The following is a 25,805-nucleotide window of genomic DNA, read 5'->3' as shown; positions in this document are numbered from 1 at the left end:
TCAGGCGGAGCCCCGTTTCTGCCGGCCTTTCAGCAGGCAGGATTCTTCAATGGTTTTGACCAGTTCCCGGGCCAGTTGCTCCGGGGTGCCGGTAAAGCTCGTGCAGCCGGTGGCAGCCACGGAATCCGGCATCGAGCTATTGCCACAGCTGGTGCTCTCCTGAACCCAGATTCGGCTGCCATAGGCCTTGAGCAAAGGTGCTGCAATTGCGCCATCATTGCCCATGCCGGAAAACAGGATGGCATGGCAGTGGGAGCCATAGTTGTCTGCGGTATTCAGTAACACCTGGTCAATCGACGGGCTATAGGGCCCGGGCCAGGGTGTATCCAGCTCAGTCAGTGCACCAGTGGCAGAAAATTTCCATTCGTGTTCAACCGGCATCAGTACCACATCGCCGTTTTTTACCCGGTAGTTCTCTTGTGCATGCTGCAGCTTGTAATGTGCATGGCGGCCAAGCACCCGGGTAAGCACTTCGGCAAAATTTCCGTCAATATGCTGGGCATAAACGAAGCCCACTGGCAGGCCCGGCGGAAGGCAGTCCAGAAATGCTTTCACGGCGGCTGGGCCACCCAGGGAAGCGCACAAAACCCAGATGTCTTCAGCTACGGAACCCGGTGCCGCAGGGGTTAGCCACTGCGGAAGTTCCGACGATTCCGGGCTTTCCGAAGGCTCTGCTTCAAGCTCTTCGATGCTGGCCTTGGAATCCAGCTGCGACAGATCGCCCAACTCTTGTTCCAGCTTGCCCAGCAGTCGCCGTTCCCAGCGAAAATACTCTGTACTACCAGCCCCGGGTGCCTGATCCAACCCGAACAGAACCGGAGCCTCGGTATTATCCAGAAGGTAATCAAACAGGGCAGGGTGATCTGCCTCGTCTTCCAGTGTCACCAACCAGAGCCCGGCTTCCGGGAACTCACGGTGGCCTTGCAGGCGCTCTGGATCTCCAGAAAAGCATACCTCAAGGCCGAATTTGGCGGCCGCGGCCTGCAGTCTGTGTCGCTGCAGGACAACGTCCGACACAATGCCGACCTGAGCCCGACCATTTTGGCCGGCCATCACTGCTTACCAGTTAGCCGTTCAATGGTCTTCAGCAGTTCCGTCTCCTGGAACGGCTTGCCGAGGTATTCGTTTACGCCGATGGCCAATGCCCGCTCACGGTGCTTTTCGCCGGTCCGGGATGTGATCATGCAGATCGGCATATCCCGCAGGTTGTCATCGTGCCGCACAAAGCTGGCCACCTCAAAGCCATCCATACGTGGCATTTCGATGTCCAGAAGCATGATGTCCGGCTTGTGGTCCTGCAGTTGCGCCACTGCATCCAGGCCATCTTTTGCAGTGATAACCTCCATGCCGTTACGCTCCAGCAGGCGCGAGGTAACCTTGCGTACGGTAACCGAATCGTCCACCACCATAACTACCGTGGCGCGCTCTTCGTAGCGTGCAGACTCTCTTGCCTTGTCCAGTTCGGCCAGACGCTGGCGTTCAGACAATATGTCAGAGCGGATCATGGCAGGCAGGTCGAGAATTACCACCACGTTGCCATCACCAAGAATAGTCGCTCCGGACACACCGCGAACGGTGCTGAACTGCGGTCCTAGCGACTTAACCACGATTTCACGGCTGCCCATCAGGTTGTCGACCTGCAGAGCCATGGGTTGCTCGGCACCACGAACCAGAATCACCGGCAGTGGCAAGGCCTGTCCCTGAAGCTTGGGATGGTGATCACTGTTCAGCAGGCTTCCAAGGTACTGCAGCCGGTACTCCTGGCCCGCGTATTCGTACATCGGCGCATCCGGCTTGTAGTATTCCTCAAGCTCGTAGGTGCTGACTCGCACGATACCCTCAATGGTGTTAAGCGGGATGGCATAGAAGTCTTCACCCGTGGATACCATCAGGGCCCGGTTTACAGAAACGGTAAACTGACGGTGAACACGGTGCCGCGGCCGACCTGCGATTCAATGTCCAGGCTGCCGCCGAGTTGTTTGATCTCACTGGCGACCACGTCCATCCCAACGCCACGACCGGAAATCTGGGTGACGTTCTGTGCGGTTGAGAACCCTGGCTGTACGATAAACTGCAGAATCTCGCGCTCGGAGAGTTCTTCATCCTCCCGCAACAGTCCTTGGCGAATGGCTTTTTCCCGGATGACATTTGAGGGGATGCCAGCACCGTCGTCTACCATGCGCAGAACCACGTCGCCACCTTCGCGAGCCAGAGACAGGGTGACTGCACCTGCCTCCGCTTTGCCGCTCTTCTTCCGGTCAGCCGGCTTTTCAATTCCATGGTCAATGGCGTTACGCAGCATGTGTTCGAGCGGCGCAATCATCCGCTCGAGTATGGTGCGGTCCATTTCACCTTCGGCGTTGCGTACATCAAACTCAACTTTCTTGCCTAGCTCACCACTGATCTGGCGAACAATCCGGCGTAGACGAGGCACCATGGAAGAGAAAGGAATCATTCGGGTCTTCATCAGACCTTCCTGAAGTTCTGTGTTAATACGGGACTGCTGAACCAGCAAGGTTTCTGTATCCCGCACCCGGTCTGCAAGGGTCTCACGCAGATCTGCGAGGTCTGAAGAGGATTCCGTCAGAGCGCGCGACAACTGCTGGATGGAGGAGTACCTGTCCATTTCCAGCGGGTCGAAGTCGTCACCGTAATCCGGACCGTGTTCCTTTTCGGCACTGAACAGAATCTGTGCTTCTGTTTCGATCTCCATCCGGCGCAACTGCTCCCGCAGACGCTCGATGGTGGCAGCCATTTCATCCAGAGTATGGCTGAAGTCGCTGCTTTGCTGCTCCAGTCGACCACGGGTAATACTGGTTTCACCGGCCAGGTTAACCAGGTCATCCAGCAAAGGAGCAGATACCCGAATGGTTTCCTGTGCAGCACGCTGTGCATCAACAACGCGCTTGGAGGTTTTGGCCTTGGCCCTGGCAGGCGCAGGCTTTGGTGCAGGTTCTGCTGGTGCCTCTGCTATTGCCGGTACTTGCACTTCCGGTGCGGCTTCGGCCACAGGTGCGCTTGCAGCTGCGCCAGACTCGTAGCGTCCCCGTATGTCAGCAACCAGGGCAATAATGCTGTCGTGATCTTCGGTGATGGCTTGCCACTGAGTGTCATCAGGCAACTTGCCAGCGAGGTCAATCAGGCGTGTTTCGAAATTGTGAGCCTTGTCGCCCAGCAGTGTGAGCTGCGACAAACGTGCACCGCCTTTCAGGGTATGCAGTGCGCGCTGAGCTTCCTGATTGAAGTGCTTGCTGGCTGGATCCTTGCGCCAATCTGCAAGAAGGTGCTCCAGTTGGTCCATGATCTCGCCAGCTTCTTCCAGGAAGATTTCCAGAATTTCCGGATCGATCGCTTCCTGATCGGCGATGGCCGTTTCTTCTGGTGACATCTCAAAGCTGTCTGAATCCAGAGTCTGGGCGCTGCTGAAGGACATCAGAAGATCCGGGTCTGCAGCTGGTTCCGCACCAATTGCCAGTTCACCGAGCATGGACTTCAGGTTATCCAGCCCACGGGTGCTCAGAGCCAATAACAGCCTCTGGTTACCTGGGCTCGATGTTACCGCTTCGAGGGCGCCAGCCCAGGCTTCCGCCAGTTCAGCAATGGGGTCCACATCGGAGAGTCGAGCACCACCTTTGAGAGTGTGCAGCTCTTGCTGAAGCTGTGGAACACCGTGCATTGCCTGGGGGTCTTCACGCCATTGGTCGAGGCACTCGCTGATAACGTCGTGGATCTCATGGCCTTCATCCAGGAAAATACTGGCGATGTCATCGTCATGGCTTGTGTCAGTTTGCGTGGCTTCCGGAAGAGGTGCCGGAATATCAATGTCTGCTGACTCAACTTTTGCATCTGCATCTGCTTCGGGCTCAGCTTCGGCCTCTGTGGGGACGGCTTCGCCACGGAGAATCGCTTCAACCTGATCCACAAGATCGTTGGCGGGCGGGCAAGGCTTCTGGGTAGCAACCTGCTCAACCATCTGCGCCAGTCGGTCGTGGCACGCAAACAGTAGATCGTTCATGGCAGTGCTGGCTGCAAGCTGTCCTTCTGCTACTTTTTCAAACAGGTCTTCGAGGACGTGGGTCAGGTCGCCAATGGCGTCAACCCCGGCCATGCGAGCGCCGCCTTTCAATGTATGAACGTCTCGCTGAAGCTCTGCCGCCACGGACCGGTTCGACGGGTCTTCACTCCAGGCATGCAGGGCACTGCCTGTGGAGTTGATCAGGTCGTAAGCTTCCTCAAGGAAAATGCCGGTGAGCTCCGGATCCATGTGCGAGAGATCGGTGCCGACTTCGGCAACTTCTGGCTCCTCTGCATCCTCAAGTTCGGGCAGAGGTGGCAGATCATCCACGGAATCAGTGCGTTCTGGCTCTGCCGGAGCTGCCACATCTGTAACCGGTCGCGAACTGGTCGTGTTGTCCATGTAGGCATGGATTTCGCTAATCAGATCAGGTGCCGGGCGGGGTGGCTCCTTGACTTCCAGGTTGTCCACCATACCGGCGAGGCGGTCGTGGCAACGGAACAGAAGGTCAGACAGCTCGTCATTTACAGAGAGTTGTTTATCCGTCAGACCCTCAAACAGGGTTTCAAGTTCATGGGCCAGATCACCCACTGCCGCAATTTCGGCGAGGCGTGCACCACCTTTGAGGGTATGGAGATCCCTTTGCAGCAGGCGCAAAATATCGAGATTTCCGGTATCTTCGCTCCAGCTTTGCAGGGCCTCAGCGGTGCTGTCGATAAGCTCGCGAGCTTCTTCGAGGAAGATCTCCGCAAGCTCGTCGTCCATATCACTGTCGGAAGCTTCAGCAACTTCGTCAGTTTCAGGCAGAGGAAGGTCTGTGGGTGTAGTGGCTTCCAGCTCTTCCATGTCGAAGCTGAGGTCGATTTCTTCCAGATCTTCGGTGAATTCCTGATCAAAGGCGCTTGTGGCTTCAGTTTCGGAGCCAAGCAGAGACTGGGTGAGCGCTTCAAGCTCGGCCACCAGCTCGTCACCGGTCTCGGTAGCCAGCCCTGCAGCAATCTGATCCATCATATTGATCAGGTGCTCGTGGGCATTGCGAACGGATGAGAAGAACCATTCGTCCGGTGCCTCGCTCTGGTTCGCAGTGGCTACATAAACTTCGTGGAGCGCTTCTGACAAGGCAGCGACATCGGCTAGCCCGGCGTCAGATGCGGCATCAGTAAGCTGCGCCAATTCTTCGGTCAGGCGTTGGAGTGGGCCACGGTCTTCAGGGCTTTCTGCCCACTGCGCCAGGATAAGGTCGGCATCCAGAACAACATCCAGCCCTTCACTCAGGAACAGCTGGACCAGCTGGGACGGCGCTGGCTGTGTGCCGTCATGGCTGGTTTCTTCGCTGTAGGTGCGGAGCCTGTCGTTGGAGATGTGTTCCAGTTTATCCAGGAAGGCTTCCGTGCATGGCAGTGAAGCTTGTGGCTCCTCACGTATCTGGGCCAAACCTTGCGTCAGGAAATCGCAGGCTGCTTCAATCAGTGACAGCACGTCGCGGTCTGCCCGAAGGTTCTGGGCGCGGGATTCTTTTACAAAGCGCTCAAGCGGCGCGATTACTGCCGCAATCGGCGCGATACCGGCGGTGTGGGCACTTCCTTTCAGAGTGTGGAGAGCGCGTGACAGGTCGTCAGTATAGGAAACGCTAACCTTGTCGCCTGCAGCCGCCAGATACTCTTTAAGGGTTTGCAGATGGGTTTCTGTTTCACTCTCGAAGATGTCCAGCAGTACTGGATCAACGTCGCTATCGTCATCCGTATCGTAGTCGGATTCCGGCAGCTCTATAGCAGTACTGGCGAAGGCGCTGTCATCGTCAGCGGAGGGCATTGTGCTTGCGTCAGGGATATCACCGTTAGCAAGGGCCCGGGCGCGGTCTTCAAGACGGGAGGGGTCTATCGACGGCGGCTGTTTATTCTCAAAATCATTGACCAGAGCCGGCAGAACCCCTGTGGCCTCTTCCAGCAGGCTGGCAATATCGTCATTCATGAAGGTGCTGCCGTCGATCACACGGTTCAGCATGTTTTCTATAGACCAGGCCAGCTCACCAACTACCAGCGCACCGACCATACGGCCACTGCCCTTGAGCGTGTGGAATGCGCGGCGCACTTCGGAAAGCGCACTGCGGTCATCGTGTTGACGCAGCAGCATGGGGAGGTATTCGCGGATGGTATCCAGAACCTCACCGGCTTCCTCAACAAAGATTTCGAGGATTTCGTCATCAATCAGGTCGTCTTGCTGGTCGCTATCGGCCGCCAAATCCTGTGCCGGAGTGCTTTCAGGTGCTGGTTCAGGCCTGGTGTCTTCGGCCGTTTCCGCTGCGGTAACTTGCTCATTGTCACTGCGGCGGGTTGTTGCCATGGCTTCCCCACGGGCAACCAACTCTTCCACATCGTCGGCGGCTTGGCCGTCACGGAATGCATGAATCAGTGCGGGAATGCGGGCATTCGCTTCATCAATAAACGAGAACAGATCATCGGTTGGCTTGATGCTCTGGTCAATTACACGGTTCAGCAGGTTTTCCACTGACCAGGCAAGGTCGCCAAGCCTGTTAGCACCTACCAAACGGCCACTGCCTTTGAGTGTGTGGTAAGCGCGGCGGACTTCTGTCAATGCCGGGCGGTCGTCGTGATTCTGGCGCAGGCGTGGATAGAATTCGTGAATGGTCTCCAGAACCTCTTCGGCCTCTTCCACAAAAATGCCGAGAATTTCGTCGTCCAGAAGCTCTTCATCCGATGCCTTGGGTGCAGTGCTGCCGCTCTGGGATGCGCTATCTTCTGACGCCGTTGGCTCAACAACGGGCACCTCATCCGGGGCCAGTTCAGTGCCCCATGTGGGCTCTTCACCAACCGGAAAGCCGAGGCTTGCAAGGCTTTCTTCAGCAATACGAAGAATGTCCGCGTTGTCACTGATGCCTTCAGCAAGGCGTTCAAGGTAGTACTCGATACTGGTAATGGCATCTGCCAAGGTATCCAGTTGCTTCCAGTCGGGTACATGCTTGTCACTTAGCAGAACATCGGAAATATAACGCTCGGCAGACGCCAGCATGCTGGCAACACGATCCAGTGGTACCAGGCTCAGGCCGCCGCGGATGCTATGGAGCAGGCCGGGAACGTGTTCGATTTCACGGGTGTCCCACTGGGATGCGATGAAATTGATAACCGCTGATTTCACCTGCTCCAGTGTGTTGCGCGATTCTCTCAAAAGCGCACTGCTGGCTTCACTGAGCTCGCGGGAACCCTGGTAGGCCGGAAGACTGTCGACGTTTCTTGAGGATTGCTCTGGCTGCCGATCGCTATCCAGACCTGCAAGGCTGGCTTCTACATAAAGCAGAGCCCCGGCAATGTCCATCAGAGTACCGTCATCAACCAGTTCGCTTTGGACGGCCAGCTTTTCAATCAGCTCGATTTGTTCGGTAATAACCTTGCGAGGAATCCCCAGGCCAAGCACCGCCAGAGTGTTACCCACCTGAACCATGCCGGGAAGAAGGTCTTCAAGCTCGCTGTTCTTACGCAGTTCTGAGCGCACGAACAGGTCCAGCTGGTCTTTCAGCTTGGCAAGTTCTTCATTTAATGCGCTGACAACGGAATGTATGGCTTCACGGCCTGGGCCGGAGACGCGATTTCGGGCTGCATCCACATCGTCTTCTGAAGGTAGCGCCTCTACGAGCTGATAGCGGCTACGCAGGTCCCTTACATTTTCAGAATCCAGATCCCGCGCCCGTGCTACGTAATAAAGCAGGTGTTTGAGCAGTGCATCGGGTGCTGGTTGAGCGAGGATATCTCCATGCTCGTCGGTGAGGCGGCGGATTTCGCTATCTAGCTCCCGAAGCAGGGACTTGACCGCTGCGTTGACCGGGTTGGCTTTTGCCTGAAGTGTTTCTACAAAGGCAGCTGCAGCTTTCCAGAGCTCGCCACGGGGCGTTCTCTGACAAAGGCGGGTTAGCCGGTGAATAACCTTCTGCAGGTAGACGAACTGGGCATCAAGGTCTTCTTCGCGAATGATCCCGGCAAGGGCAAACTGGTACATCTGCCGCAGTTTGCGGATGTGGCCAAGTACCTTTGGGTCCTGCAGGCGTTGCGACACATTGTCTGCAACCTGCATGCGTGACGGGCCGAGGTCTGGCTTGAACAGCGATGTGTCAGACAGCAGAGAGTCGCCACGCGCAGCACGCAGGTCGTTCAGTAGAGGCAGCAGTACCATGGGGAAATCATCCTGGCTGCTGGCCAGGTGTTCCAGATACTGTGGAAGCTGAAGAATCGCTTCCATCAGAACATTAACGGCTTCGTCCACACTGGCGACGCTGTTATCCAGCACCGCCTGGGTGAGCTTTTCCATTTCTTCGGTCAGCAGTGCTGCACCGTAAAGCTCAACCATCTGCAGGGTGCCATGCACCTGATGGAGATAATTCAGGCAGAAGCGCAGGCGTGCAGTATCGTCGCGATTTTCGACGTACGCCTCTAGCGCATGCTGACCCTGGGTCAGCGTGTCCTGTATCTCGCCCCGAACCCAGTCGAGGGCGATGCTGTCATGGTGGTTGCCCATAACCTCTCCGGTTATTCTTCGTCAGTCTGGCGCTTGATCCACGCCAGTACATGTTCCGAGGGTACTTTTTGTAAGCCCGGGGGCTGCCAGTCGGTCAGCTCTCCCTGGCCCAGAACCAGTAGTCCCCCGGGCGCCAGCCGCTCTGCAAGACGCCTGACAATGTCCCGTCTGCGCCAGCGACGGAAATAGATCAGCAAATTCTGGCAGAAGATAATATTCATTCCGTGCATGGGCGCTTTATCCAGATCCAGCACATTCAGTCTGGTAAAGCAGACCCGCTCCCGGATGCTTTCGACAATTTCTACGGTGTTCCGCTCGGCCGGGCGGAAATACCGGGCTTTCAAGTCTTCTTCCATGCCCAGCAGTTTGCGGGCATTGAACTGGCCTGTCCGGGCCTTCTCGATAACCGGTGTGCTGATGTCCGAACCGGTTACGCCATAGAGCGGCTGTAGCCCCAGTTGAGCCATACACTCGTTCAGCACCATGGCTAAGGTGTAAGGCTCTTCACCAGATGAGCAACCGACGCTCCAGGCCTCAATCGGCCGCTTTCGGAACTGCTCTCTTGGTCGTGTGAGGACATAGTCGGCGACCAGCCGGAAGGCGTCAGGGTCCCGGAAAAAACGGGTTTCCTGCACCGTAAGCCGGTCCACCAGCGTTGACCATTCCCGAATGGCATCCGGCCCCGAGATAATCGTTTCGTAGTAGGCCTGATAGCTGCTGCAGCCTATTTCCCGCATCCGGATAGCCAGATTGGTTTCCAGAAACGAGCGGCGCTCTGCAGGCAGTGTCATGCCGGTACGGTGTTCCAGTAGTGTCTGCCACTGGCTGAACTGCGCCTCATCCATTTCCGGAAGACGGCGCAGAAACCAGGCGCTTTCGGCAGTTGACGGGTTGTTATGAAGTTCAGACATAAACCGCCATTAGCCTCGGGCTGTAAATCAGCCCACCACCGGAACGTTGCTGTCTTCCTCTTCGTCGTGGCCTGCCATATCTTCTTCGGGCAGCGTAAAGCCGGCAACGGAGGACCGCAGCTCGGAAGCCATTTCCGCCAGATTCCCGATAGACTTCGCGGTAGCGTTGGTACCGGATGAGGTCTGGGAAGTGATTTCCTGGATAACGTTCATCGTGTTGGAAATGTGTGCCGCAGAAGACGACTGCTGGCGTGCCGCGTTGGAAATGTTCTGGATCAGTTCCGCAAGGCTCATGGATACGTTCTCGATTTCTTCGAGCGCGATACCCGCGTCCTGTGCCAGTCGTGCACCACGTACCACCTCGGCGGTGGTGTGTTCCATGGAGATAACAGCTTCGTTGGTGTCAGACTGGATCGTCTTAACCAGCGCTTCAATCTGCTTGGTTGCTGCAGAGGAGCGTTCCGCAAGGCGCTGAACTTCATCCGCAACTACCGCAAAGCCTCGACCCGCATCACCGGCCATAGAGGCCTGGATAGCAGCGTTCAGAGACAGGATGTTGGTTTGGTCAGCAATGTCGTTGATCAGGGATACGATGTCACCGATTTCCTGGGAAGACTCACCCAGACGCTTGATACGCTTGGAAGTTTCCTGGATCTGCTCACGGATGTTGTCCATGCCGCGAATGGTGTTCTGTACCACTTCTGCGCCTTTCTTGGCGATGGCAACCGAGCGCTCCGCAACCGCAGAAGATTCAGCAGCGTTGGAAGATACCTGGTCGATAGAGACAGCCATTTCGTTAACAGCAGCAGAGGCACCGGCAATTTCCTGGGCCTGGTGCTCGGAAGCGTCGGCCAGGTGCATGGCGGTAGACTGGGTTTCCTGGGCCGCGGAGGCTACTCGTACCGCAGTACCACGAATCGCCTGTACCAATCCGCGCATCTGGTCGATCGCGTAGTTGATGGAGTCAGCGATGGCACCGGTGAAGTCTTCGGTTACTGTGGCCTCTGTGGTCAAGTCACCATCAGCGAGGTCGGCCAGTTCGTCCAGCAGTCGCAGGATCGCATTCTGGTTTTGCTCGTTCTGTTCCTGGGTAGTAGACAGGCGCGTCTGGGCTTCCCGGTACAGGGCAAGACCGATGAATACAACCATGGCAACCATGGCGATCAGGATAATAAATGCCAGAGTCGGGCTTACCAGCCGCGAGCCACTTTGGGCACGGAAGCTTTCGGCAAGAACAGACAGTTCAGACAGCAGGATCTCGGAGTTCTGGAAGATGTCGCTGGCTGAGTTACGTACCTTGAAGAGGTCGGGAGAGGCTTCAAGGATTGCGTCTACGTTCTGGGCGACAAACTCGAACAGCTCATCAACAGCCTCAAGACCGTAGATTGCGTCTTCATCATCAACCCTGGTTGTGCCCATTGTCGGGTTGCCGTTCAACTGACCGTCGAGTACGCGGCCAAACAAGCTGGCGTCACGACCAAAGCGGTCAGCGGCAATTACGGCGTCTTCGTCACCGGAGAGTACGTTGTTTACCGAGCGCACAATACGCTCTGCAAGCAGTGACTGGCGCTGAGCCAGTGCAATCTGTTCGGCTGGTGCACCGCTATCCAGCAGGATTTGTACAATATCGTCGTACTCAACCTGAAGCTGGGGGATGGTTTCGTTCAGGGTGCGTGCTACTTCGTGCAGGCCAAGAACGGCGTCCCGGGTGGACAGTATGCTGTCTGCGTTCTCACGTACCGAATTCCAGTGCTGTTGAACACCACTTTCGCGGGCCAGTTCACTGGGCGGCAGGCCGGTTTCCGGGTTACCTTCAGTAACGTTGGACCAGAGCTGCTGGAACTCATCGCGGGAACGGCGCAACTGGTTGAACGCCTCGGCGGTGCCGCCGGCGGCTTCAGTCGCGTTTTTCGCGATTTCCTGCGATAGCACCCTGAGTTCAGCTGCGTTGGCAATGTATTCCTGGTCGTTCTGGCTGTCCCTGTTGATGATAAACAGGACCACAACGAGCAGGACAGTGAGTGCGATCAGCGAGGTAATCAGGCCAGCAACGAGTTTGTTGCCCCCCTGACCCGTACCGATTCTTCCGGCTCTGTTTTTCATTTTCTGGCTCCCGGCCTCTATCTGGAATTTGGCAAGTTGTTTTAATGAGGTTTCAGGCAGTCAGGGTGTTTTTCCTGCCACTGTCATCACCCTTACCACTGCGCGACGTCAAGAAAGCGTTCGTCTTCGAGCAGGTCGACGGCGGAAAACACTTTCCAGACTTCTTCGTTTCGTTCATAGCCGCCTGCAACAAACGGCTGAACACTTTCAGGTACACCCGCGGGTGTGGCCTTGAAACTATCGGTTGCAAAGTACTGCATGCCCAACACTGAATCGACGACCAAACCGCTGAAGATGTCACCCTGCTCAATCACAAGCACCCGCCGCTCCCGCTGACTGCGGGATGAGCGGGGAATGTCAAAAAAGCCGGCAAGATCAACCAGAGGAAGGAGGCGCCCACGCACGTTGGCGGCGCCCATCAGAAACGGCCGTACGCCCGGTATATGTGTAAACCGGGGAACGTGCAGTATTTCAGTGACCTCACCCATAGGAGCCACATAGCGCTCGCCTGCGAGAACAAAGCCGATACCGTTCCAAAGTTCAACGGCTTCTTGCTGTTCGGGCAGACCGGCGGCCATGGATCGGCTGCGTCGGGCGATATCCGTCAGTACGGCAAAGGGGGCGGCCTGTGCGGACATGCTTTCTCCGAAGTTAGGATCAGCCAATCAAGCTGTTGATTGTTTTGATCAGGTCGTCTTCGTTTACCGGCTTGACCAGGTAGCCTTTGGCGCCCTGGCGGGTGCCCCATACACGGTCAGTTTCCTGATCCTTCGTAGTGACAATAATCACCGGAATGGAAGCCGTTTCGGGGGCCCGGGTAAGCTGGCGGGTTGCCTGGAAGCCATTGAGGCCAGGCATAACCACATCCATGAGTACCAGATCCGGGGTTTCGGCGCGGGCCTTGGCTACACCATCTGCACCGTTATCGGCTGTAAGCACTTCGTGTTTGTGCTTTTCCAGAATGGTGGAGATTTTCTTAACCTCGGTAGGAGAGTCGTCAACAATCAGAATGCGAGCCATTGGTTCCTCGATGGTTCTTTAGATGTCAGCAGGGTCTACTGTGGAGCCACAGGTACATAGTGGCGAATGGTGTTAAGCAGCTCATCCTTGCTGAACGGTTTGGTCAGGTACTGGTCAGAGCCGACGATGCGACCCTTGGCCTTATCGAAAAGCCCGTCTTTGCTTGACAGCATAATGACCGGCGTCTTTTTGAATGAGGAATTATTCTTGATGAGCGCGCAGGTCTGATAGCCGTCCAGGCGGGGCATCATGATATCCACAAAGATGATGTCCGGTTGTGAGTCGGCAATTTTTGCCAAAGCGTCAAAACCGTCTGTCGCGGTGATAACCTCACAGCCTACCTTCTTCAGGAGGGTTTCTGCGGTGCGACGGATGGTCTTGCTATCGTCGATCACCATGATCTTCAAGTTCTCGAAGTTGTCATCCATTGTCCAGGTGCCTTGCGCTCAGCGACTGTCATTGTTTTAAACGGGGGCTTTTTAGCATAAACCTTAAGGTTCTTCTATAAACCCTGTTCATTTATAGATTATCAGTGGCCCGATAAAAAGTATTACTTTGTGACCAAATGTACTTTTGCCTGCAACATCACGTAATTTACCCAGGATTTCTCCGGATGCATTCAAGGCTCGGGTACAATACCATCTGATTTCTCAGCATAGCACTTATTGCCCGGTTTACTCTGCATACCGGTTCTTGTTTTTCACCCCCAGGAGCGCCAGAAATACTATGACAGTTCGACTAGGGATCGTGATGGATCCGATTGAGGATATCCATTTCAAAAAAGACAGCTCACTGGCGATGTTGCTGGCTGCGCAAAACCGCGGCTGGGAAATCGAATACATGGAGCTGCAAGACCTTTATCTGGACGGCGGCAAGGCGATGGCGCATACGCGCAGCCTGACGGTGCGCAAGGATCCGGAAGACTGGTTTAGCTACGGCCCTGCCAGGGATCGTGCTTTGGGCGATCTCGATGCAATCCTGATGCGCAAGGATCCGCCCGTTGATGATGAGTTCCTTATGTCCACCTATATCCTTGAAGCCGCCGAGCAACAGGGCGCTTTGGTGGTTAACCCGGCAGCAGCTTTGCGCGATTGCAACGAAAAGCTGTTCGCTACCCAGTTTGAGGATCTGACTCCGCCGTTGCTTGTCAGTCGGTCGGCGAAGCGTTTTCGGAAGTTTTATGCGGAGCATGGCGACATCATCATGAAGCCAGTGAATGGCATGGGTGGTCACTCCATTTTCCGCGTCAAGGAAAACGACTTTAATCTGGGGGTGATTATTGAAACCCTGACCAACTATGGTGCCCGCCAGGCCATGGCCCAGAAATACATTCCGGAAATCAGCGATGGCGACAAGCGCATTTTGATGATTGAAGGCGAAGCCGTACCCTACTCCCTTGCGCGAATTCCTTCGCAAGGTGAAAATCGCGGAAATCTCGCGGCCGGTGGTCGCGGTGAGGGTCGTGAGCTGACTGACCGGGATCGTGAAATCTGCGCGCGGGTAGCTCCGGTAATTAAAGAGAAGGGCTTGATGTTTGTAGGCCTGGATGTGATCGGTGATTATCTGACCGAAATCAACGTCACCAGCCCAACCTGCATCCGGGAGCTGGATGACACCTTCGGGACAGATATTGGCGGAATGTTGATTGATGCCATTGCGAAGCGTCTTAACCGGGGCTGACGTGAGTATAATGGGTCAACTACGGGAACGGGTTTAGTCATGGCGGTGCAGGTAAGCGATTTTGACAGGTTTTCCTTCACGCTGTTTATGGCGCTGGTGGTGCATGCAGTTGTAGTGTTGGGGATTACCTTTGCCCCGGAGTCTCCGCGCTCTTCTGCCCAGACAATGGAAATCACCCTGTCGCAGTTTGATGATGAGCAGGCGCCGGACAAGGCAGATTTTTTGGCGCAGACCAGCCAGCAGGGCAGTGGTACCGAGGATGAACCCCGGGAAATGACCTCGCCGCAACCCGCGGACATCAGCCAGCCGGAAGTGGCTCAGGTGCAGCCGGAGCCCATGGCCCAGGTGGAGCCAGTTCGCCGGCAGGAGCGTGCGGTTGTGCAAACGGAGGGACCATCCACTCAGCAGGTTCAGCAGCCTGAGCAGCGCGCTGAACCAGAAGACGAGCCCTTGCCGGTTAAAGAAAAGAAAAGCCTGATGGAGCGTAGTCTTGAGATTGCCAGTCTGGAAGCGCGCTTTGATGCCCAGCAGCAGGCCTATGCCCGCAAACCCAGAGTGATGCGGGTGACCGCAGCTTCCACCCTGAAGTCCAGCAACGCATGGTACGTGCAGAACTGGGTAAGCAAGGTTACGCGGGTTGGCAATATCAACTATCCCACCGAAGCCCGACGTGCCGGCGTTTATGGCACCCTGCGAATGCTGGTATCCATGCAGAAAGATGGCACAATCAAGGAAGTGGCTATTCTGCAATCGTCGGGCAGTACACTGCTGGATGATGCAGCCATTCGTATCGTCAGGATGGCCGCGCCCTTCGCGCCTTTTCCTGACGATATGCGAAAAGAAGTGGATGAACTGGAAATCATACGCACCTGGTCCTTCCAGCAAAGGGGGCTGACATCTGGATGACGGCATCTAAGCATTCTCCTCACAGCTTGCGACATCACTTTCTGGTGGCATCGCCCTATCTTGCGGATCCTCGCTTTCACGGCGCTGTTATCTACCTTTGTGAGCACTCCAGTGATGGAGCCTTGGGGTTGATGGTCAACCAGCCTCTGGATATTCATTTGGGGGAGATTCTGGAACAGCTTGATCTCCAGGGTGGCGAGCTTGACCTGCCTGTGTTCAGCGGTGGGCCGGTGGAGCAGGAGCGAGGGTTCGTGCTGCACTCCCCCGGAGCAGACTGGCAAAGTACTGCCAAAGTTTCTGACGACGTTATGTTGACCACCTCCCGCGATATACTGGCCGGCATTGGCCTCAACGAGGGCCCGGAAGAGTTTCTGATGGCTCTGGGATACTCGGGGTGGGGTGAAGGGCAGTTGGAGGAGGAGTTGGGCAGCAATTCCTGGTTAACCTGTCCTGCTACTACCGACATTCTGTTCAGGACACCCTGGGCTGACCGTTACAAGGCTGTTCTTGGCCTGATAGGGATAGATATTAACCAACTCAGTGAAACGGTGGGGCATGCCTGAACGCGGTCAGCGCAGTGTGATGGCATTCGATTTTGGTCTCCGCCGTATTGGCGTGGCTATGGGGCAGGAGATGATCGGTACAGGCCAGCCCCTGGCTATGATCCCCGCCGACAACGGAACCCCCGATTGGGCTCAGCTCGAAAAGCTGTTGGCGGAGTGGCAGCCGGATCTGGTGCTGGTTGGCCTGCCTCTGAATATGGATGGCAGCGAAAATGACATGTGTGGCCGCGCCCGAAAGTTTGGTAAGCGCCTGCATGGCCGTTTTCATGTGCCGATCGACATGGTAGATGAGCGCCTGACCAGTTACGAAGCAAAGGGCCAGGTGATGGCTGCCGGTGGTAGCCGGGACTATGGCCTTCACGGCGTGGACGATCGCGCAGCGGTACTGATACTGGAAACCTGGTGTCGGCTGCAAACAGAATAATAAAGTGAGGATTTAATGAGCGCATTGCTTGATGTGGACCAGCTTCTGGACAAGTTGGAGGCGGGGCTGCGTAACCTGCTTGAAGAACGCGGTATCAAGTCGCCGGTGCTTATCGGCATCCGCACCGGTGGCGTATGGGTAGCAGATATCATTGGCAAGCGCCTCGGGATTGAAGAGCCGTTCGGTGAGCTGGATATTTCTTTCTACCGGGATGACTTCAGCCGGATTGGGCTCAACCCCAAGGTAACCCCCTCAAGCCTGCCGTTTGATACCGAAGACCGGGATATCATATTGGTGGACGACGTTATTATGAGTGGCCGAACCATACGTGCGGCGATGAATGAGCTGTTCGATTATGGTCGCCCAGCCAGTATCATACTCGCCACGTTGATTGATCTCGGTGCCCGTGAATTGCCCATCCAGCCTGATGTGGCCGGGCAGTCGCTGAAGCTGGATGCGCCGCAGCGCATAAAACTTCGTGGCCCGGATCCGCTCCGGATAGAAATTCAGGCAGCCGAACAGTAAACCTCCGAACCCGATAGCAGGCACTCCATGACCGCAAACCTAGCTTCCCCTAACCACTTGCAGCTTACCCGGGATGGCCAGTTGCGGCATTTTCTGACTTTGGACGGGCTGGGCAGGGAATTGCTGACCGACATTCTGGATACTGCAGATTCCTTTATCGAAGTGGGTGAGCGAAGTATCAAGAAAGTGCCTCTGCTGCGAGGCCGAACCGTGGTCAACCTGTTCTTTGAAGCCAGCACCCGCACCCGCAGTACCTTTGAGCTTGCTGCAAAGCGGCTGTCTGCCGACGTACTTAACCTCGATATAAACACCTCCGCAACGTCCAAGGGCGAATCGCTCTCAGACACGCTTTTGAATCTTGAGGCCATGGCCAGCGATATGTTTGTTGTGCGTCATGCCCAGAGCGGTGCGCCCCACTTTATTGCTGAAAGCGTTACCCCAGGCGTAGCCATTATTAACGCAGGCGACGGTCGCCATGCTCACCCAACCCAGGCCATGCTCGATATGCTGACTATTCGGCAGCACAAAGGCGGTTTTGAGGGCCTTAAAGTGGCCATAGTGGGCGACATCCTGCACTCGCGTGTAGCGCGCTCCCAAATCCGTGCACTGAATGAGCTGGGTGCCGAACAGATACGGGTTATCGCCCCCGGAACCCTGTTGCCAAAAGATGTGGAAAGCCTCGGCTGCACCGTGGAATACGACATGGCCAAGGGTATGAAGGACCTGGACGTGGTGATCATGCTGCGCCTGCAGAAAGAACGAATGGAAGGTGCACTGCTGCCCAGTGAGCGTGAGTTTTACCGGCTCTACGGTTTGAGTCAGGACAAGCTGGCACTGGCGCACCCCGAATGCATTGTCATGCACCCGGGCCCGATTAATCGTGGCGTCGAAATTGAATCCGCAGTGGCGGATGGCCCGCAATCGGTGATCCTGAATCAGGTCACCAATGGTATTGCCATCCGCATGGCTGTGATGTCCATGGCGATGGGCGGGCAAATGGCCGAGCGGCAGCAGAAACAGAACGAGATAAATGAGAGGGGCTTGGCATGAGCGGTAACGACCATTTTTCCGGCGCCAGCCTGAAAATCACTGGCGGCCGACTTCTGGATGGCCATGGAAGTGAAACCCCTAACTCTGCCCTGTTAATTAGAAACGGGCGCATCGCAGCCATTGGCGAAGCGGCTGAAAAAGCCGATGCAGACCAGTCATTTGACGCAAGGGGTTGTGTAATTTCACCGGGTTTTGTTGATCTGTCTTGCAACCTGCGTGAGCCGGGCAATGGCCAGAAAGGCAACATGGTGTCCGAAACCCGCGCTGCTGCCCGGGGCGGCTTCACCACTGTATGCGTGTCTCCGGAGACCTCACCGGTTAATGACTCCCGAGCCGTGACTCACCTGATCAGGGATGGCGCTTATGTCAGCTCGCCGATTCGGGTGTTGCCCGTGGGTGCACTCACCCGCGGGCTTGATGGGGAAATGCTCAGTGATATGTCGGGCCTGACTGCTGCCGGCTGTATTGCTGTGGGTAATGGTTCCCGCGGTGTGCGCAATGCCCGAGTGTTGCGCCGCTGCATGGCCTATGCTCAGACCTTTGGTTTGATCGTGATGTTGCGCCCGGAGAATCAATCCCTGGCTGCAGACGGCTACGCCCATGATGGCCTGGTGTCGGCTCGCCTCGGCTTGCTGGGTATTCCGGAGGTGGCAGAAACCGCTGCTGTAATGGAGATGTTGCTGCTTGCCGAAGAAACTGGCGTGAGACTGCACCTGAGCCAGCTCTCATGCGGCCGCAGCGTGGAGATGGTTGCCGACGCCCGCAGTCGTGGCATTGCTGTGACCGCCGACGTAGCCATGCATCAGCTGGTCTTTACAGAGGAGGCGTTGTCGGGCTTTGACAGCCGCTTCCACTTGCGTCCGCCGTTGCGTTCAGAGGCGGATCGTCAAGCACTGGTTGCTGGCGTTCGCGAAGGTGTAATTGATGCCATCGTCAGCCAGCATCTGCCCCATGAAAGCGCAGCAAAACAGGCGCCGTTGCCAGACACTGAACCTGGTCTTTCCAGCATAGAAAGCCTGCTGTCTCTGGGGCTTGAGCTGGTTCAGAGGGGCGAGTTTACCCTTGCCGAGCTGATTCGCGGGCTTACTTCGGGCCCGGCTTCAGTGGTTGGGCTTAACGCTACGATTGGTCAGGATGATGTAGCTGACCTTTGCGTATTTGATCCTGAAGCGCACTGGACGCCAAGTAAGCGGTCCCTGATTTCTGCGGGGCATCACGCGCCAGTGCTTGATCGGCCGCTGCCTGGCGTCGTTCGGTTTACACTGGTGGAAGGGCGGGAAGCCTGGCCTGGCGCCTGAAGACGCCGGGTCTGGCTATAAAATGCGCCTGGGGTCAGCCAATCTTTGTCGACACCATCACATAATCCAAAATGTTGCTTAAAAACCCTTGAGGCGGGGCACCTGTGCCAACGTATTCTTATGCCTTCCGGCATAATGTCGACTTCAATAAAAGTGCGCAGCTTGTCAGATCGGATAGCAAGCACCGCCGCCAAACAATAATGATTCAGGAGTCATCCCGTGACATCAGTATTCTTCCCGCAAAAGGTGGCCTTGGCGGCTGCCCTGTGTGCAAGCTTTTTGCTCCCCTCGGTGGGTAATGCCCAAACCAGCCCGAAAGCAGACGATGAAATCATTGAGCGAAGCTTTTGTGTGTTTGATCCGGTTGGCGCTAACGGCCCGCTTTTCACCATTACCAAAACCTTTCAGCCTATTGCTCTTCAGAACGGTATCAAGCTGAACCTGAGCGCCTACACCGACGAAAAAGTTGCTGCGGAAGATTTCAAGGCTGGTCAGTGTGATGCAGTGTTCCTTACCGGAACCCGCGCTCGTGAGTTCAACAAGTTCACCGGCAGTCTCGAGGCCATGGGTGCTGTGCCTGGCCAAGAAGAAATGCGCCTGCTGTACAACACGCTCAGTCAGCCTAATGCCCGCCCACTGCTGGTAGATGGCCCCTATGAAGTGGCGGGAGTGTTCCCGGCTGGTGCGATTTACCTCCACACCCGTGATCGCAGCATTGATTCCGTAGAAAAACTTCAGGGCAAGCGCGTTGCAACACTGGATTTCGATCAGGCGTCGGTTCGCATGGTTCGCCATGTGGGCGCGTCTGTTGTTGGTTCCAACTCCGCTAACTTTGCCGGCAAGTTTAATAATGGCAGTGTTGATATTGCCTACGCTCCTGCGGTGGCATATCAGCCATTGGAATTGTACAAGGGCGTTGAGCCAAACGGCGGCGTTCTGAAATACGCACTGGCCTATATGAACTTCCAGATCATCCTCCACCGCGATCGCTTCCCGGATAGCGCCGGCCAGATGGTGCGTGATGAGGCCGTCAAACGCATGGGTGAGGCCTACGACATCATTTCCCAGGCAGAAGCTGAAATGCCGGAAAGTGTATGGATGACCTTGCCAAGGGAAGTGACAGCCGAGTACGACAAAATGCTGCAGAAAGTGCGCTTGTCACTGGTTGACGATGGTGTGTACGACGAGCGTGCAATCAAGCTGATGAAGGCGATTCGTTGTCGGGTGGATGCCACACGTTCAGAGTGTGCTTCCTGATTAGACTCACAATTTGAAACAGGCCCGCCTGGTGTGCGAAGGGCGGGTCGTTTCAGGCTTGGCTTTCGGGGTGCTTGTCAGTTTGAGCGAAGCGCATCCTTGAATGCTTTACCTGCCTTGAAACCAACGGTTTTGCTGGCGGGAATGCGGATTGTCGCACCGGTTTGAGGATTCCTGCCATCCCGTGCTTCGCGGGTGCGGATATTAAAGGTGCCAAAGCCTATTAGGGTGGTGTCTTCTCCGCGAGCAGCGGCAGCCGAAATCTGATCTGTGATAGCGGTAATCACTTCACTGGCTTTTTCTCGGGTGAGGCCAGTGCGTTCGGCGATAGCTGCAGCAAGTTCAGGTTTGCGCATCGGGTATCCCTTTTTTTATCCATCGGAGTTGCAGCTCAACGAGAGTGCGGCTGCCTGAATCTATAGCGGCTTGCGGTATTTTGTGCAAATACGATGAGCCATAAAATCTGTGTACACAGGCGTCATTTGCGGTGCCGGTCTCAAAAAGAGCGAGCGCTGTGGGCCATAATGCCCGGCTAACGGCGCGTTCAGAATAATAATTCAAAACGTTAAGAAGGTTTAAAAACCATGATGCAAACCGGGATTCCATTAACAGCCCCCTCTAATTCGAATCATTCCCGCTCGCTATCTGTCGGGCAGTCAATTCGGCATTCATTCGCCCGTTACAGGGGCGTTGTTGTTGCTCTGAGCCTTGGCACTTTGCTGTCAGGTTGTGGTGTGATCAATAACATGATGTACAAAACCACTGGCGATGTTATGCAGGGTTTCTCCCGTGAGCACACAATTCCCTACTTGATGGAAAGTGGCGATCTGGCTATGGGTTGCGCCATGAGTGAGGCCACTGCCCCTCTGTTGATGTCCTTCGGTCGAGTAACCGACGAGCCCGACCAGTTGGCGGTAATGCTTTATCTTTCAGCCGGTGGCTGTGCTGAAGATCAAGGTCGTGAGCATGAGTTGGCGGCATTGGCTGCCATGTACGAAAGAAAAGGCAACGCCGCAGAAGACGCCATGATTCGCCAGAAGCGGGCTTACGCTCTGGCATCAAAGCGCTATCTGAAGTCCTGGCAGCATCACAATACATACTACGGCGAGTCCGGTACCGGTGAGTGTCCGGATTTCGACGACGACCTGGATGAGTTCATTTACCTTGCCGGACTGCTGTCCGGTTTGCAGGCGCTTAATGCAGAAATCCAGTCAACATCGTCTATTGGCGTTCCCAAGAACGTTGGTTCGATTGTAGCCAGAGCGTCCAGCTGCCTTGAGAATGACAAGTGGTGGGGCGCACCAATGGCACTGAAAGCAACGGTTTGGGCCATGATACCGGGCGCTCAGCCGGAAGGTGAGGATGCCTTTGACCGTCTCGCGATGACCGATCGATTGGGTGAGGAAGCAGGTGTTCGATTGAGCCACGTGTTCCACGCAATCGCGGCAACCAACAAGGGTGATGAAGCCATGGTGAAGTCGGTGGTGCGCCGACACGCTGAGTCGCTCAAGGAGCAGCCGGCTAATGCAGAGTGGGCGTTCGTGGATGCCATGGCGACCAATATTATCGTCTCAATCTCCGACCGTCTTTGGGTAGAGAATACCGGCCACCGCACCCCTTTGGGCCAGCTTGGCAGCTTCTGGGATGACCGGCAGAAAGAAGTTGAAACCATGGACCTCGATGGCCTGCTGTAACTTGTTAATGTTCCAGAGTGTAGAGTTATGACCAAGGGTAGTTTTCGTCGGAGTGGTCTGGAGTGGTTTTCATCACTACCTGCCTGTCTGCTTTTGTTGTCTGTGGTGCTTTTTTCTACAAGCAGCGATATCCATAACCAGATGCTGCGCGGCGGCGAACAGCTCTGGAGTGGCTATTACAAACTGCGGATGGACCCGGTAGCGCCAACCTGTAACGCAGATCGGGATATTGATGCGGCAGTGGCGCAAGAGCTTGCTCAAAAGCCAGCCGACGATGACCCCATGGCGATGTTGCTGGGCGCGCAGGAGAAAGATCCTGCGGATGTCCGGCTTGCGATTGAGCGCTCTGTTGCCGATTGCAAAGCTGCCTATCAAAGCTATGACAGTCTGCAGGATAAGCTCACCCCCGGCGTCAAAGCCTACCGGGCAGTGGAGCTGTTTGTTGCTGATTTGATTGCCTTTGGCCTTGAGTCGCAACGCTACATTCTGGTGTTGTTGGTGATGTTGTGTGCTGCCACAGCCACACTTACACGCCATCATATAGCCATGCGGGCCATGGAGACCCGTTTGGACTATACGGTTTCCCTGACGCTCCAGACGATAGCTAACGCTATGTTGTTGGGGTCCAGCCTGATTTTCCGCCAATCCAGTTTGGGCACCGAAACGGCAGTTTCATCCGACGATCTCCTGCTCCATAACTTTTGGGTCGTAGGGTTTGCGTGTCTGACCCTGGCCAGCCTTTACCGGCTGGTTCGCGTGCCGGCAGGCCTGGCTCCCGGAGGGCAACTGAACAAGGCATTTTTGGCTGTGCCGCTGTACACCGTGATGTGTCTGATTTCCGGAAGCTATTTTGCGCTGATTGGTCACACGTCAGGCATTGGCATCTATCTCGGCAAGATGGTCGAACTGGCGGACATGTTCCTGAATGTGGGCCTGTATGTTTGGGTCGGCATGATGCTTAAACAAACGCGCCTGGCAACGCTGGTATTCAACCTGTTTCGACCCTGGCGTATGCCACCGGAATTGCTGGCTGTGGTTGCCGTTCTTGTTGCTGCTGTTCCAACGGCTTATACCGGTGCTTCGGGGATTTTCGTTATAGCTGCAGGTGCGGTTATTTACAGTGAGTTGCGTGCTGCTGGTGCCCGTCGGCAATTGGCGCTTGCGGCCACCGCAATGTCGGGTTCTCTGGGTGTTGTGTTGCGTCCCTGCCTTCTGGTTGTCGTTATCGCATATCTGAACCGGGAAGTGACTACAGATGACCTGTTCGGCTGGGGTATCTGGGTATTTGTGTTGACGGCTGCCATGTTCAGCGCAGTTGCGCTCACCGTAAACCGGCAGAGCAAGTTTAATCTGGCGCCGGCTTCCGAAGCCTTGCCTGCCACGCTAAAGGCGCTTCGCTCCCTGATACCCTACGCCTTGGTTATTGTGGGTGTTGTGCTGCTCTACCGTTTTGCTCTGGATGTGCGTATGGATGAATTTTCGGCACCGCGTTTGTTGCCGGTCATTATGTTGTCCATCCTGGTATACGAGCATATAAGCTTCAAAAACAAGAAGGGCAGTGCGACGGGTGAGATTAACCATCAGGGGCTGGAACGTAGTGTACGTGGAGCCACCAATGACACCACAGCTGAGATTGGTGCGTTGCTATTACTCCTGGGCCTGTCAGTCAGTATCGGTGGCGTGATCGAGCGTTCCCAGATCATGGAAGCCTTCCCTCAGGCGTTTGATAGTGCCTGGTCTGCGATGCTATTGATGGTGATGATTCTGGTGATTCTCGGAATGATTATGGATGCCTTTGGCGCCGTCATTCTGGTGACTGCCACTGTAGCGTCCATTGCTTATTCCAGTGGAATTCACCCCATTCACTTCTGGATGGTGACCCTGGTGGCCTTTGAGCTGGGCTACCTGAGCCCGCCGGTCGCACTTAACCATCTGCTAACACGACAAGTGGTGGGAGAGGCCGAGGTGCTGGCTGCCCAGCAGGAAGGCGGCACCTTCTATCAGCGCCATGAGCGCATCATCATGCCTCTGATTGCGATGGGCATCTCGCTGGTGCTTGTGGCCTTCGTACCTTTGATGTTCTACGCCTGAGGGTAGCAAGCCAGGCCAGGACTTCCGTCTTGAAACAAAAAAAGCGCCGTGCTTGATTAGCAGGGCGCTTTTTTTTGGGGCTGGGCTCAGAGTTTCGGGCCGGCCTCAACAATGGAATCGGAAACATCAAACTTCTTGAAGTTTTCGACGAACTGACCAATCAGTTCCGCTGCCTTCTTATCGTAGGCTTCTTTGCTGGCCCAGGTATTGCGTGGGTTCAGTAGCGCCGAATCTACGCCCGGTACCTGCTTGGGCACGCTCAGGTTGAGGGTTGGCAGGTGCTCAGTTTCAACCGAGTCAAGCTCGCCATTCTGAATGCCGCTGATGATCGCGCGGGTGGTCGGTATGCTGAAGCGTGTTCCTTCACCATAGGCACCGCCAGTCCAGCCAGTATTCACCAGGAAAACCTTGCTGCCGTACTCATCCATACGCTTCATCAGAAGCTCAGCGTACACGCCTGCCGGACGCGGGAAGAACGGAGCGCCAAAGCAGGTGGAGAAGGTAGACTTCAGTGCAGACGATGAACCCATTTCTGTGGAGCCAACCAGCGCTGTATAACCACTCAGGAAGTGATAAGCGGCACCTTCACGGCTCAGAATAGACACAGGCGGCAGTACGCCAGTCATGTCGCAGGTCAGGAACACAATGTGTGTTGGCTCACCGGCGCGGTTTTCGATTACGCGCTTTTCAATGTGTTCGAGCGGGTAGGCACACCGGGAGTTTTCAGTCAGGGAAACGTCGGTGTAGTCTGGCTCGCGGGTTTCCGGATCAATTGTTACGTTTTCAACAATAGCGCCGAAGCGGATCGCGTCCCAGATAATGGGCTCGTTCTTCTTGCTCAGATCGATACACTTGGCATAGCAGCCGCCTTCAATATTGAAAACAGTGCCAGGGCCCCAGCCGTGCTCGTCGTCACCAATAAGGAAGCGGTGAGGGTCGGCAGACAGGGTGGTTTTACCCGTGCCGGATAGACCGAAGAACAGACAGGTTTCGCCGTCTTCGCCAACGTTGGCGGAGCAATGCATTGGTAGCACGTCTTTTTCCGGCAGCAGGAAGTTCTGCACGGAGAACATCGCTTTTTTCATCTCACCGGCATAATGCATGCCTGCCAGAAGCACTCTGCGGCGAGCAAAGTTGATGATGACGCAGCCATCGCTGTTGGTGCCATCGCGCTCTGGTACGCACTCAAAATTGGCAGCATTCAGAATTTGCCATTCCTGCTTGTCTGCCTGGTTGTAGCTTTCCGGGCGAATGAACAGGTTGCGGCCAAACAGGTTTTGCCAGGCGGTCTCGGTGGTCATTTTCACTGGCAGGTAGTGCTCAGGGTCGGAGCCCACGTGCACCAGGGACACAAAGCTGTCTTTTTCAGCAATATAGGCTTCTACGCGTTCCCACAGGGCGTCGAATTTATCGGCGTCGAACGGGCGGTTGATCGGCCCCCAGTGGATGTCGTCAGATGTGCTTGGTTCTTCAACAATGTAGCGATCCATGGGGGACCGACCGGTGCGATGACCAGTTTCTACGACCAGCGAACCGTTGGATGCCAGCTGGCCCTCGTTACGCGCCAGTGCCTGTTCTACCAGTCTTGCTGTACTCAGATCATTATAAGTGTTGCTCACTTCGACCTCACCCTCGGGATGTCTTAGTGACTGCTCAGGCCGCCTGCCCGAAAATTGACGGAATTCTGAACAATCGGATCAATTCAGGCGCGCTATTATGCCAGAGGCGCCAATAAAAAACG

20 protein-coding genes are annotated in these 25,805 nt (G+C 55.7%); 10 read left to right on the top strand and 10 right to left on the bottom strand.

The genetic code is table 11. The annotated features are described in order from the left end of the window. The 8 genes from FE848_RS08695 to pilG form a co-directional block, all read right to left on the bottom strand. Positions 1-1,053 carry a chemotaxis protein CheB gene (locus FE848_RS08695; protein ID WP_200202392.1) on the bottom strand — a complete coding sequence of 351 codons (1,053 nt, stop codon included), beginning with the start codon at positions 1,051-1,053 and terminating at the stop codon, positions 1-3. Beyond that, complete coding sequence (locus tag FE848_RS19040; RefSeq protein WP_227715241.1) at positions 1,053-1,889, bottom strand: response regulator; 837 nt, start codon at positions 1,887-1,889, stop codon at positions 1,053-1,055. The genes FE848_RS08695 and FE848_RS19040 overlap by 1 nt, the downstream gene beginning before the upstream one ends. An 11-nt stretch (positions 1,890-1,900) precedes the next feature. Continuing rightward, on the bottom strand, positions 1,901-8,542 hold the full coding sequence (locus tag FE848_RS08690; protein ID WP_227715240.1) for an Hpt domain-containing protein: 6,642 nt from the start codon (positions 8,540-8,542) through the stop codon (positions 1,901-1,903). An 11-nt stretch (positions 8,543-8,553) separates the two neighbouring features. Beyond that, positions 8,554-9,453: a CheR family methyltransferase gene (locus FE848_RS08685; RefSeq protein WP_200202391.1), complete on the bottom strand. Its 900-nt coding sequence runs from the start codon at positions 9,451-9,453 to the stop codon at positions 8,554-8,556. A 27-nt stretch (positions 9,454-9,480) separates the two neighbouring features. Continuing rightward, entirely contained in the window at positions 9,481-11,556 is a 2,076-nt protein-coding gene (locus FE848_RS08680) for a methyl-accepting chemotaxis protein (RefSeq protein WP_200202390.1), read from the bottom strand. Between the two features lie 92 nt (positions 11,557-11,648). Further along, positions 11,649-12,194, bottom strand: a complete 546-nt coding sequence (locus FE848_RS08675; RefSeq protein ID WP_200202389.1) for a chemotaxis protein CheW — start codon at positions 12,192-12,194, stop codon at positions 11,649-11,651. Between the two features lie 19 nt (positions 12,195-12,213). Further along, positions 12,214-12,576 carry a twitching motility response regulator PilH gene (gene pilH, locus FE848_RS08670; RefSeq protein WP_200202388.1) on the bottom strand — a complete coding sequence of 121 codons (363 nt, stop codon included), beginning with the start codon at positions 12,574-12,576 and terminating at the stop codon, positions 12,214-12,216. A gap of 35 nt (positions 12,577-12,611) precedes the next feature. Beyond that, positions 12,612-13,004, bottom strand: coding sequence for a twitching motility response regulator PilG (gene pilG / locus FE848_RS08665; RefSeq protein ID WP_100637866.1), 393 nt, complete (start codon positions 13,002-13,004; stop codon positions 12,612-12,614). A 298-nt stretch (positions 13,005-13,302) separates the two neighbouring features. Between pilG and gshB the strand changes: the two genes are divergently transcribed. The 8 genes from gshB (at position 13,303) to FE848_RS08625 (ending at position 20,279) form a co-directional block, all read left to right on the top strand. Next, complete coding sequence (gshB, locus tag FE848_RS08660; protein ID WP_200202387.1) at positions 13,303-14,256, top strand: glutathione synthase; 954 nt, start codon at positions 13,303-13,305, stop codon at positions 14,254-14,256. A 39-nt stretch (positions 14,257-14,295) separates the two neighbouring features. Then, on the top strand, positions 14,296-15,162 hold the full coding sequence (locus FE848_RS08655) for an energy transducer TonB (RefSeq protein ID WP_200202386.1): 867 nt from the start codon (positions 14,296-14,298) through the stop codon (positions 15,160-15,162). Beyond that, positions 15,159-15,725, top strand: coding sequence for a YqgE/AlgH family protein (locus FE848_RS08650; RefSeq protein ID WP_200202385.1), 567 nt, complete (start codon positions 15,159-15,161; stop codon positions 15,723-15,725). The genes FE848_RS08655 and FE848_RS08650 overlap by 4 nt, the downstream gene beginning before the upstream one ends. After that, complete coding sequence (gene ruvX, locus FE848_RS08645) at positions 15,718-16,149, top strand: Holliday junction resolvase RuvX (RefSeq protein WP_200202384.1); 432 nt, start codon at positions 15,718-15,720, stop codon at positions 16,147-16,149. Before FE848_RS08650 ends, ruvX begins: the two co-directional genes overlap by 8 nt. Before the next feature lie 15 nt (positions 16,150-16,164). Then, the gene (pyrR, locus tag FE848_RS08640; RefSeq protein ID WP_200202383.1) at positions 16,165-16,674 is read left to right on the top strand and encodes a bifunctional pyr operon transcriptional regulator/uracil phosphoribosyltransferase PyrR; all 510 of its coding nucleotides are present in this window, start codon (positions 16,165-16,167) and stop codon (positions 16,672-16,674) included. A gap of 27 nt (positions 16,675-16,701) precedes the next feature. After that, complete coding sequence (locus tag FE848_RS08635; RefSeq protein ID WP_200202382.1) at positions 16,702-17,724, top strand: aspartate carbamoyltransferase catalytic subunit; 1,023 nt, start codon at positions 16,702-16,704, stop codon at positions 17,722-17,724. Continuing rightward, positions 17,721-19,022 carry a dihydroorotase gene (locus tag FE848_RS08630; protein WP_200202381.1) on the top strand — a complete coding sequence of 434 codons (1,302 nt, stop codon included), beginning with the start codon at positions 17,721-17,723 and terminating at the stop codon, positions 19,020-19,022. Before FE848_RS08635 ends, FE848_RS08630 begins: the two co-directional genes overlap by 4 nt. Before the next feature lie 219 nt (positions 19,023-19,241). Continuing rightward, on the top strand, positions 19,242-20,279 hold the full coding sequence (locus tag FE848_RS08625) for a putative solute-binding protein (RefSeq protein ID WP_200202380.1): 1,038 nt from the start codon (positions 19,242-19,244) through the stop codon (positions 20,277-20,279). Between the two features lie 77 nt (positions 20,280-20,356). Here the strand turns inward: FE848_RS08625 and FE848_RS08620 are convergent, their stop codons facing one another. Beyond that, complete coding sequence (locus FE848_RS08620) at positions 20,357-20,635, bottom strand: HU family DNA-binding protein (protein ID WP_200202379.1); 279 nt, start codon at positions 20,633-20,635, stop codon at positions 20,357-20,359. A gap of 228 nt (positions 20,636-20,863) precedes the next feature. Between FE848_RS08620 and FE848_RS08615 the strand changes: the two genes are divergently transcribed. Then, positions 20,864-21,973 carry a hypothetical protein gene (locus FE848_RS08615; protein WP_227715239.1) on the top strand — a complete coding sequence of 370 codons (1,110 nt, stop codon included), beginning with the start codon at positions 20,864-20,866 and terminating at the stop codon, positions 21,971-21,973. A gap of 27 nt (positions 21,974-22,000) precedes the next feature. After that, positions 22,001-24,064 carry a TRAP transporter large permease subunit gene (locus FE848_RS08610; protein ID WP_200202378.1) on the top strand — a complete coding sequence of 688 codons (2,064 nt, stop codon included), beginning with the start codon at positions 22,001-22,003 and terminating at the stop codon, positions 24,062-24,064. 86 nt (positions 24,065-24,150) lie between these two features. Here the strand turns inward: FE848_RS08610 and FE848_RS08605 are convergent, their stop codons facing one another. After that, complete coding sequence (locus tag FE848_RS08605; RefSeq protein WP_200202377.1) at positions 24,151-25,683, bottom strand: phosphoenolpyruvate carboxykinase; 1,533 nt, start codon at positions 25,681-25,683, stop codon at positions 24,151-24,153. Positions 25,684-25,805: the final 122 nt, after the last annotated feature.

The sequence above is a fragment of the Marinobacter sp. 1-3A genome (assembly GCF_016597775.1).
Taxonomy (GTDB): domain Bacteria; phylum Pseudomonadota; class Gammaproteobacteria; order Pseudomonadales; family Oleiphilaceae; genus Marinobacter; species Marinobacter xiaoshiensis.
This window is presented reverse-complemented; position numbering and strand designations above follow the sequence as displayed.

Coding starts and splice junctions, on each gene's coding strand:
- FE848_RS08695 (WP_200202392.1), bottom strand. CDS start 1,053: ATGGCCGGCCAAAATGGTCGGGCTCAGGTCGGCATTGTGTCGGACGTT.
- FE848_RS19040 (WP_227715241.1), bottom strand. CDS start 1,889: ATGGTATCCACGGGTGAAGACTTCTATGCCATCCCGCTTAACACCATT.
- FE848_RS08690 (WP_227715240.1), bottom strand. CDS start 8,542: ATGGGCAACCACCATGACAGCATCGCCCTCGACTGGGTTCGGGGCGAG.
- FE848_RS08685 (WP_200202391.1), bottom strand. CDS start 9,453: ATGTCTGAACTTCATAACAACCCGTCAACTGCCGAAAGCGCCTGGTTT.
- FE848_RS08680 (WP_200202390.1), bottom strand. CDS start 11,556: ATGAAAAACAGAGCCGGAAGAATCGGTACGGGTCAGGGGGGCAACAAA.
- FE848_RS08675 (WP_200202389.1), bottom strand. CDS start 12,194: ATGTCCGCACAGGCCGCCCCCTTTGCCGTACTGACGGATATCGCCCGA.
- pilH (WP_200202388.1), bottom strand. CDS start 12,576: ATGGCTCGCATTCTGATTGTTGACGACTCTCCTACCGAGGTTAAGAAA.
- pilG (WP_100637866.1), bottom strand. CDS start 13,004: ATGGATGACAACTTCGAGAACTTGAAGATCATGGTGATCGACGATAGC.
- gshB (WP_200202387.1), top strand. CDS start 13,303: ATGACAGTTCGACTAGGGATCGTGATGGATCCGATTGAGGATATCCAT.
- FE848_RS08655 (WP_200202386.1), top strand. CDS start 14,296: ATGGCGGTGCAGGTAAGCGATTTTGACAGGTTTTCCTTCACGCTGTTT.
- FE848_RS08650 (WP_200202385.1), top strand. CDS start 15,159: ATGACGGCATCTAAGCATTCTCCTCACAGCTTGCGACATCACTTTCTG.
- ruvX (WP_200202384.1), top strand. CDS start 15,718: ATGCCTGAACGCGGTCAGCGCAGTGTGATGGCATTCGATTTTGGTCTC.
- pyrR (WP_200202383.1), top strand. CDS start 16,165: ATGAGCGCATTGCTTGATGTGGACCAGCTTCTGGACAAGTTGGAGGCG.
- FE848_RS08635 (WP_200202382.1), top strand. CDS start 16,702: ATGACCGCAAACCTAGCTTCCCCTAACCACTTGCAGCTTACCCGGGAT.
- FE848_RS08630 (WP_200202381.1), top strand. CDS start 17,721: ATGAGCGGTAACGACCATTTTTCCGGCGCCAGCCTGAAAATCACTGGC.
- FE848_RS08620 (WP_200202379.1), bottom strand. CDS start 20,635: ATGCGCAAACCTGAACTTGCTGCAGCTATCGCCGAACGCACTGGCCTC.
- FE848_RS08615 (WP_227715239.1), top strand. CDS start 20,864: ATGATGCAAACCGGGATTCCATTAACAGCCCCCTCTAATTCGAATCAT.
- FE848_RS08610 (WP_200202378.1), top strand. CDS start 22,001: ATGACCAAGGGTAGTTTTCGTCGGAGTGGTCTGGAGTGGTTTTCATCA.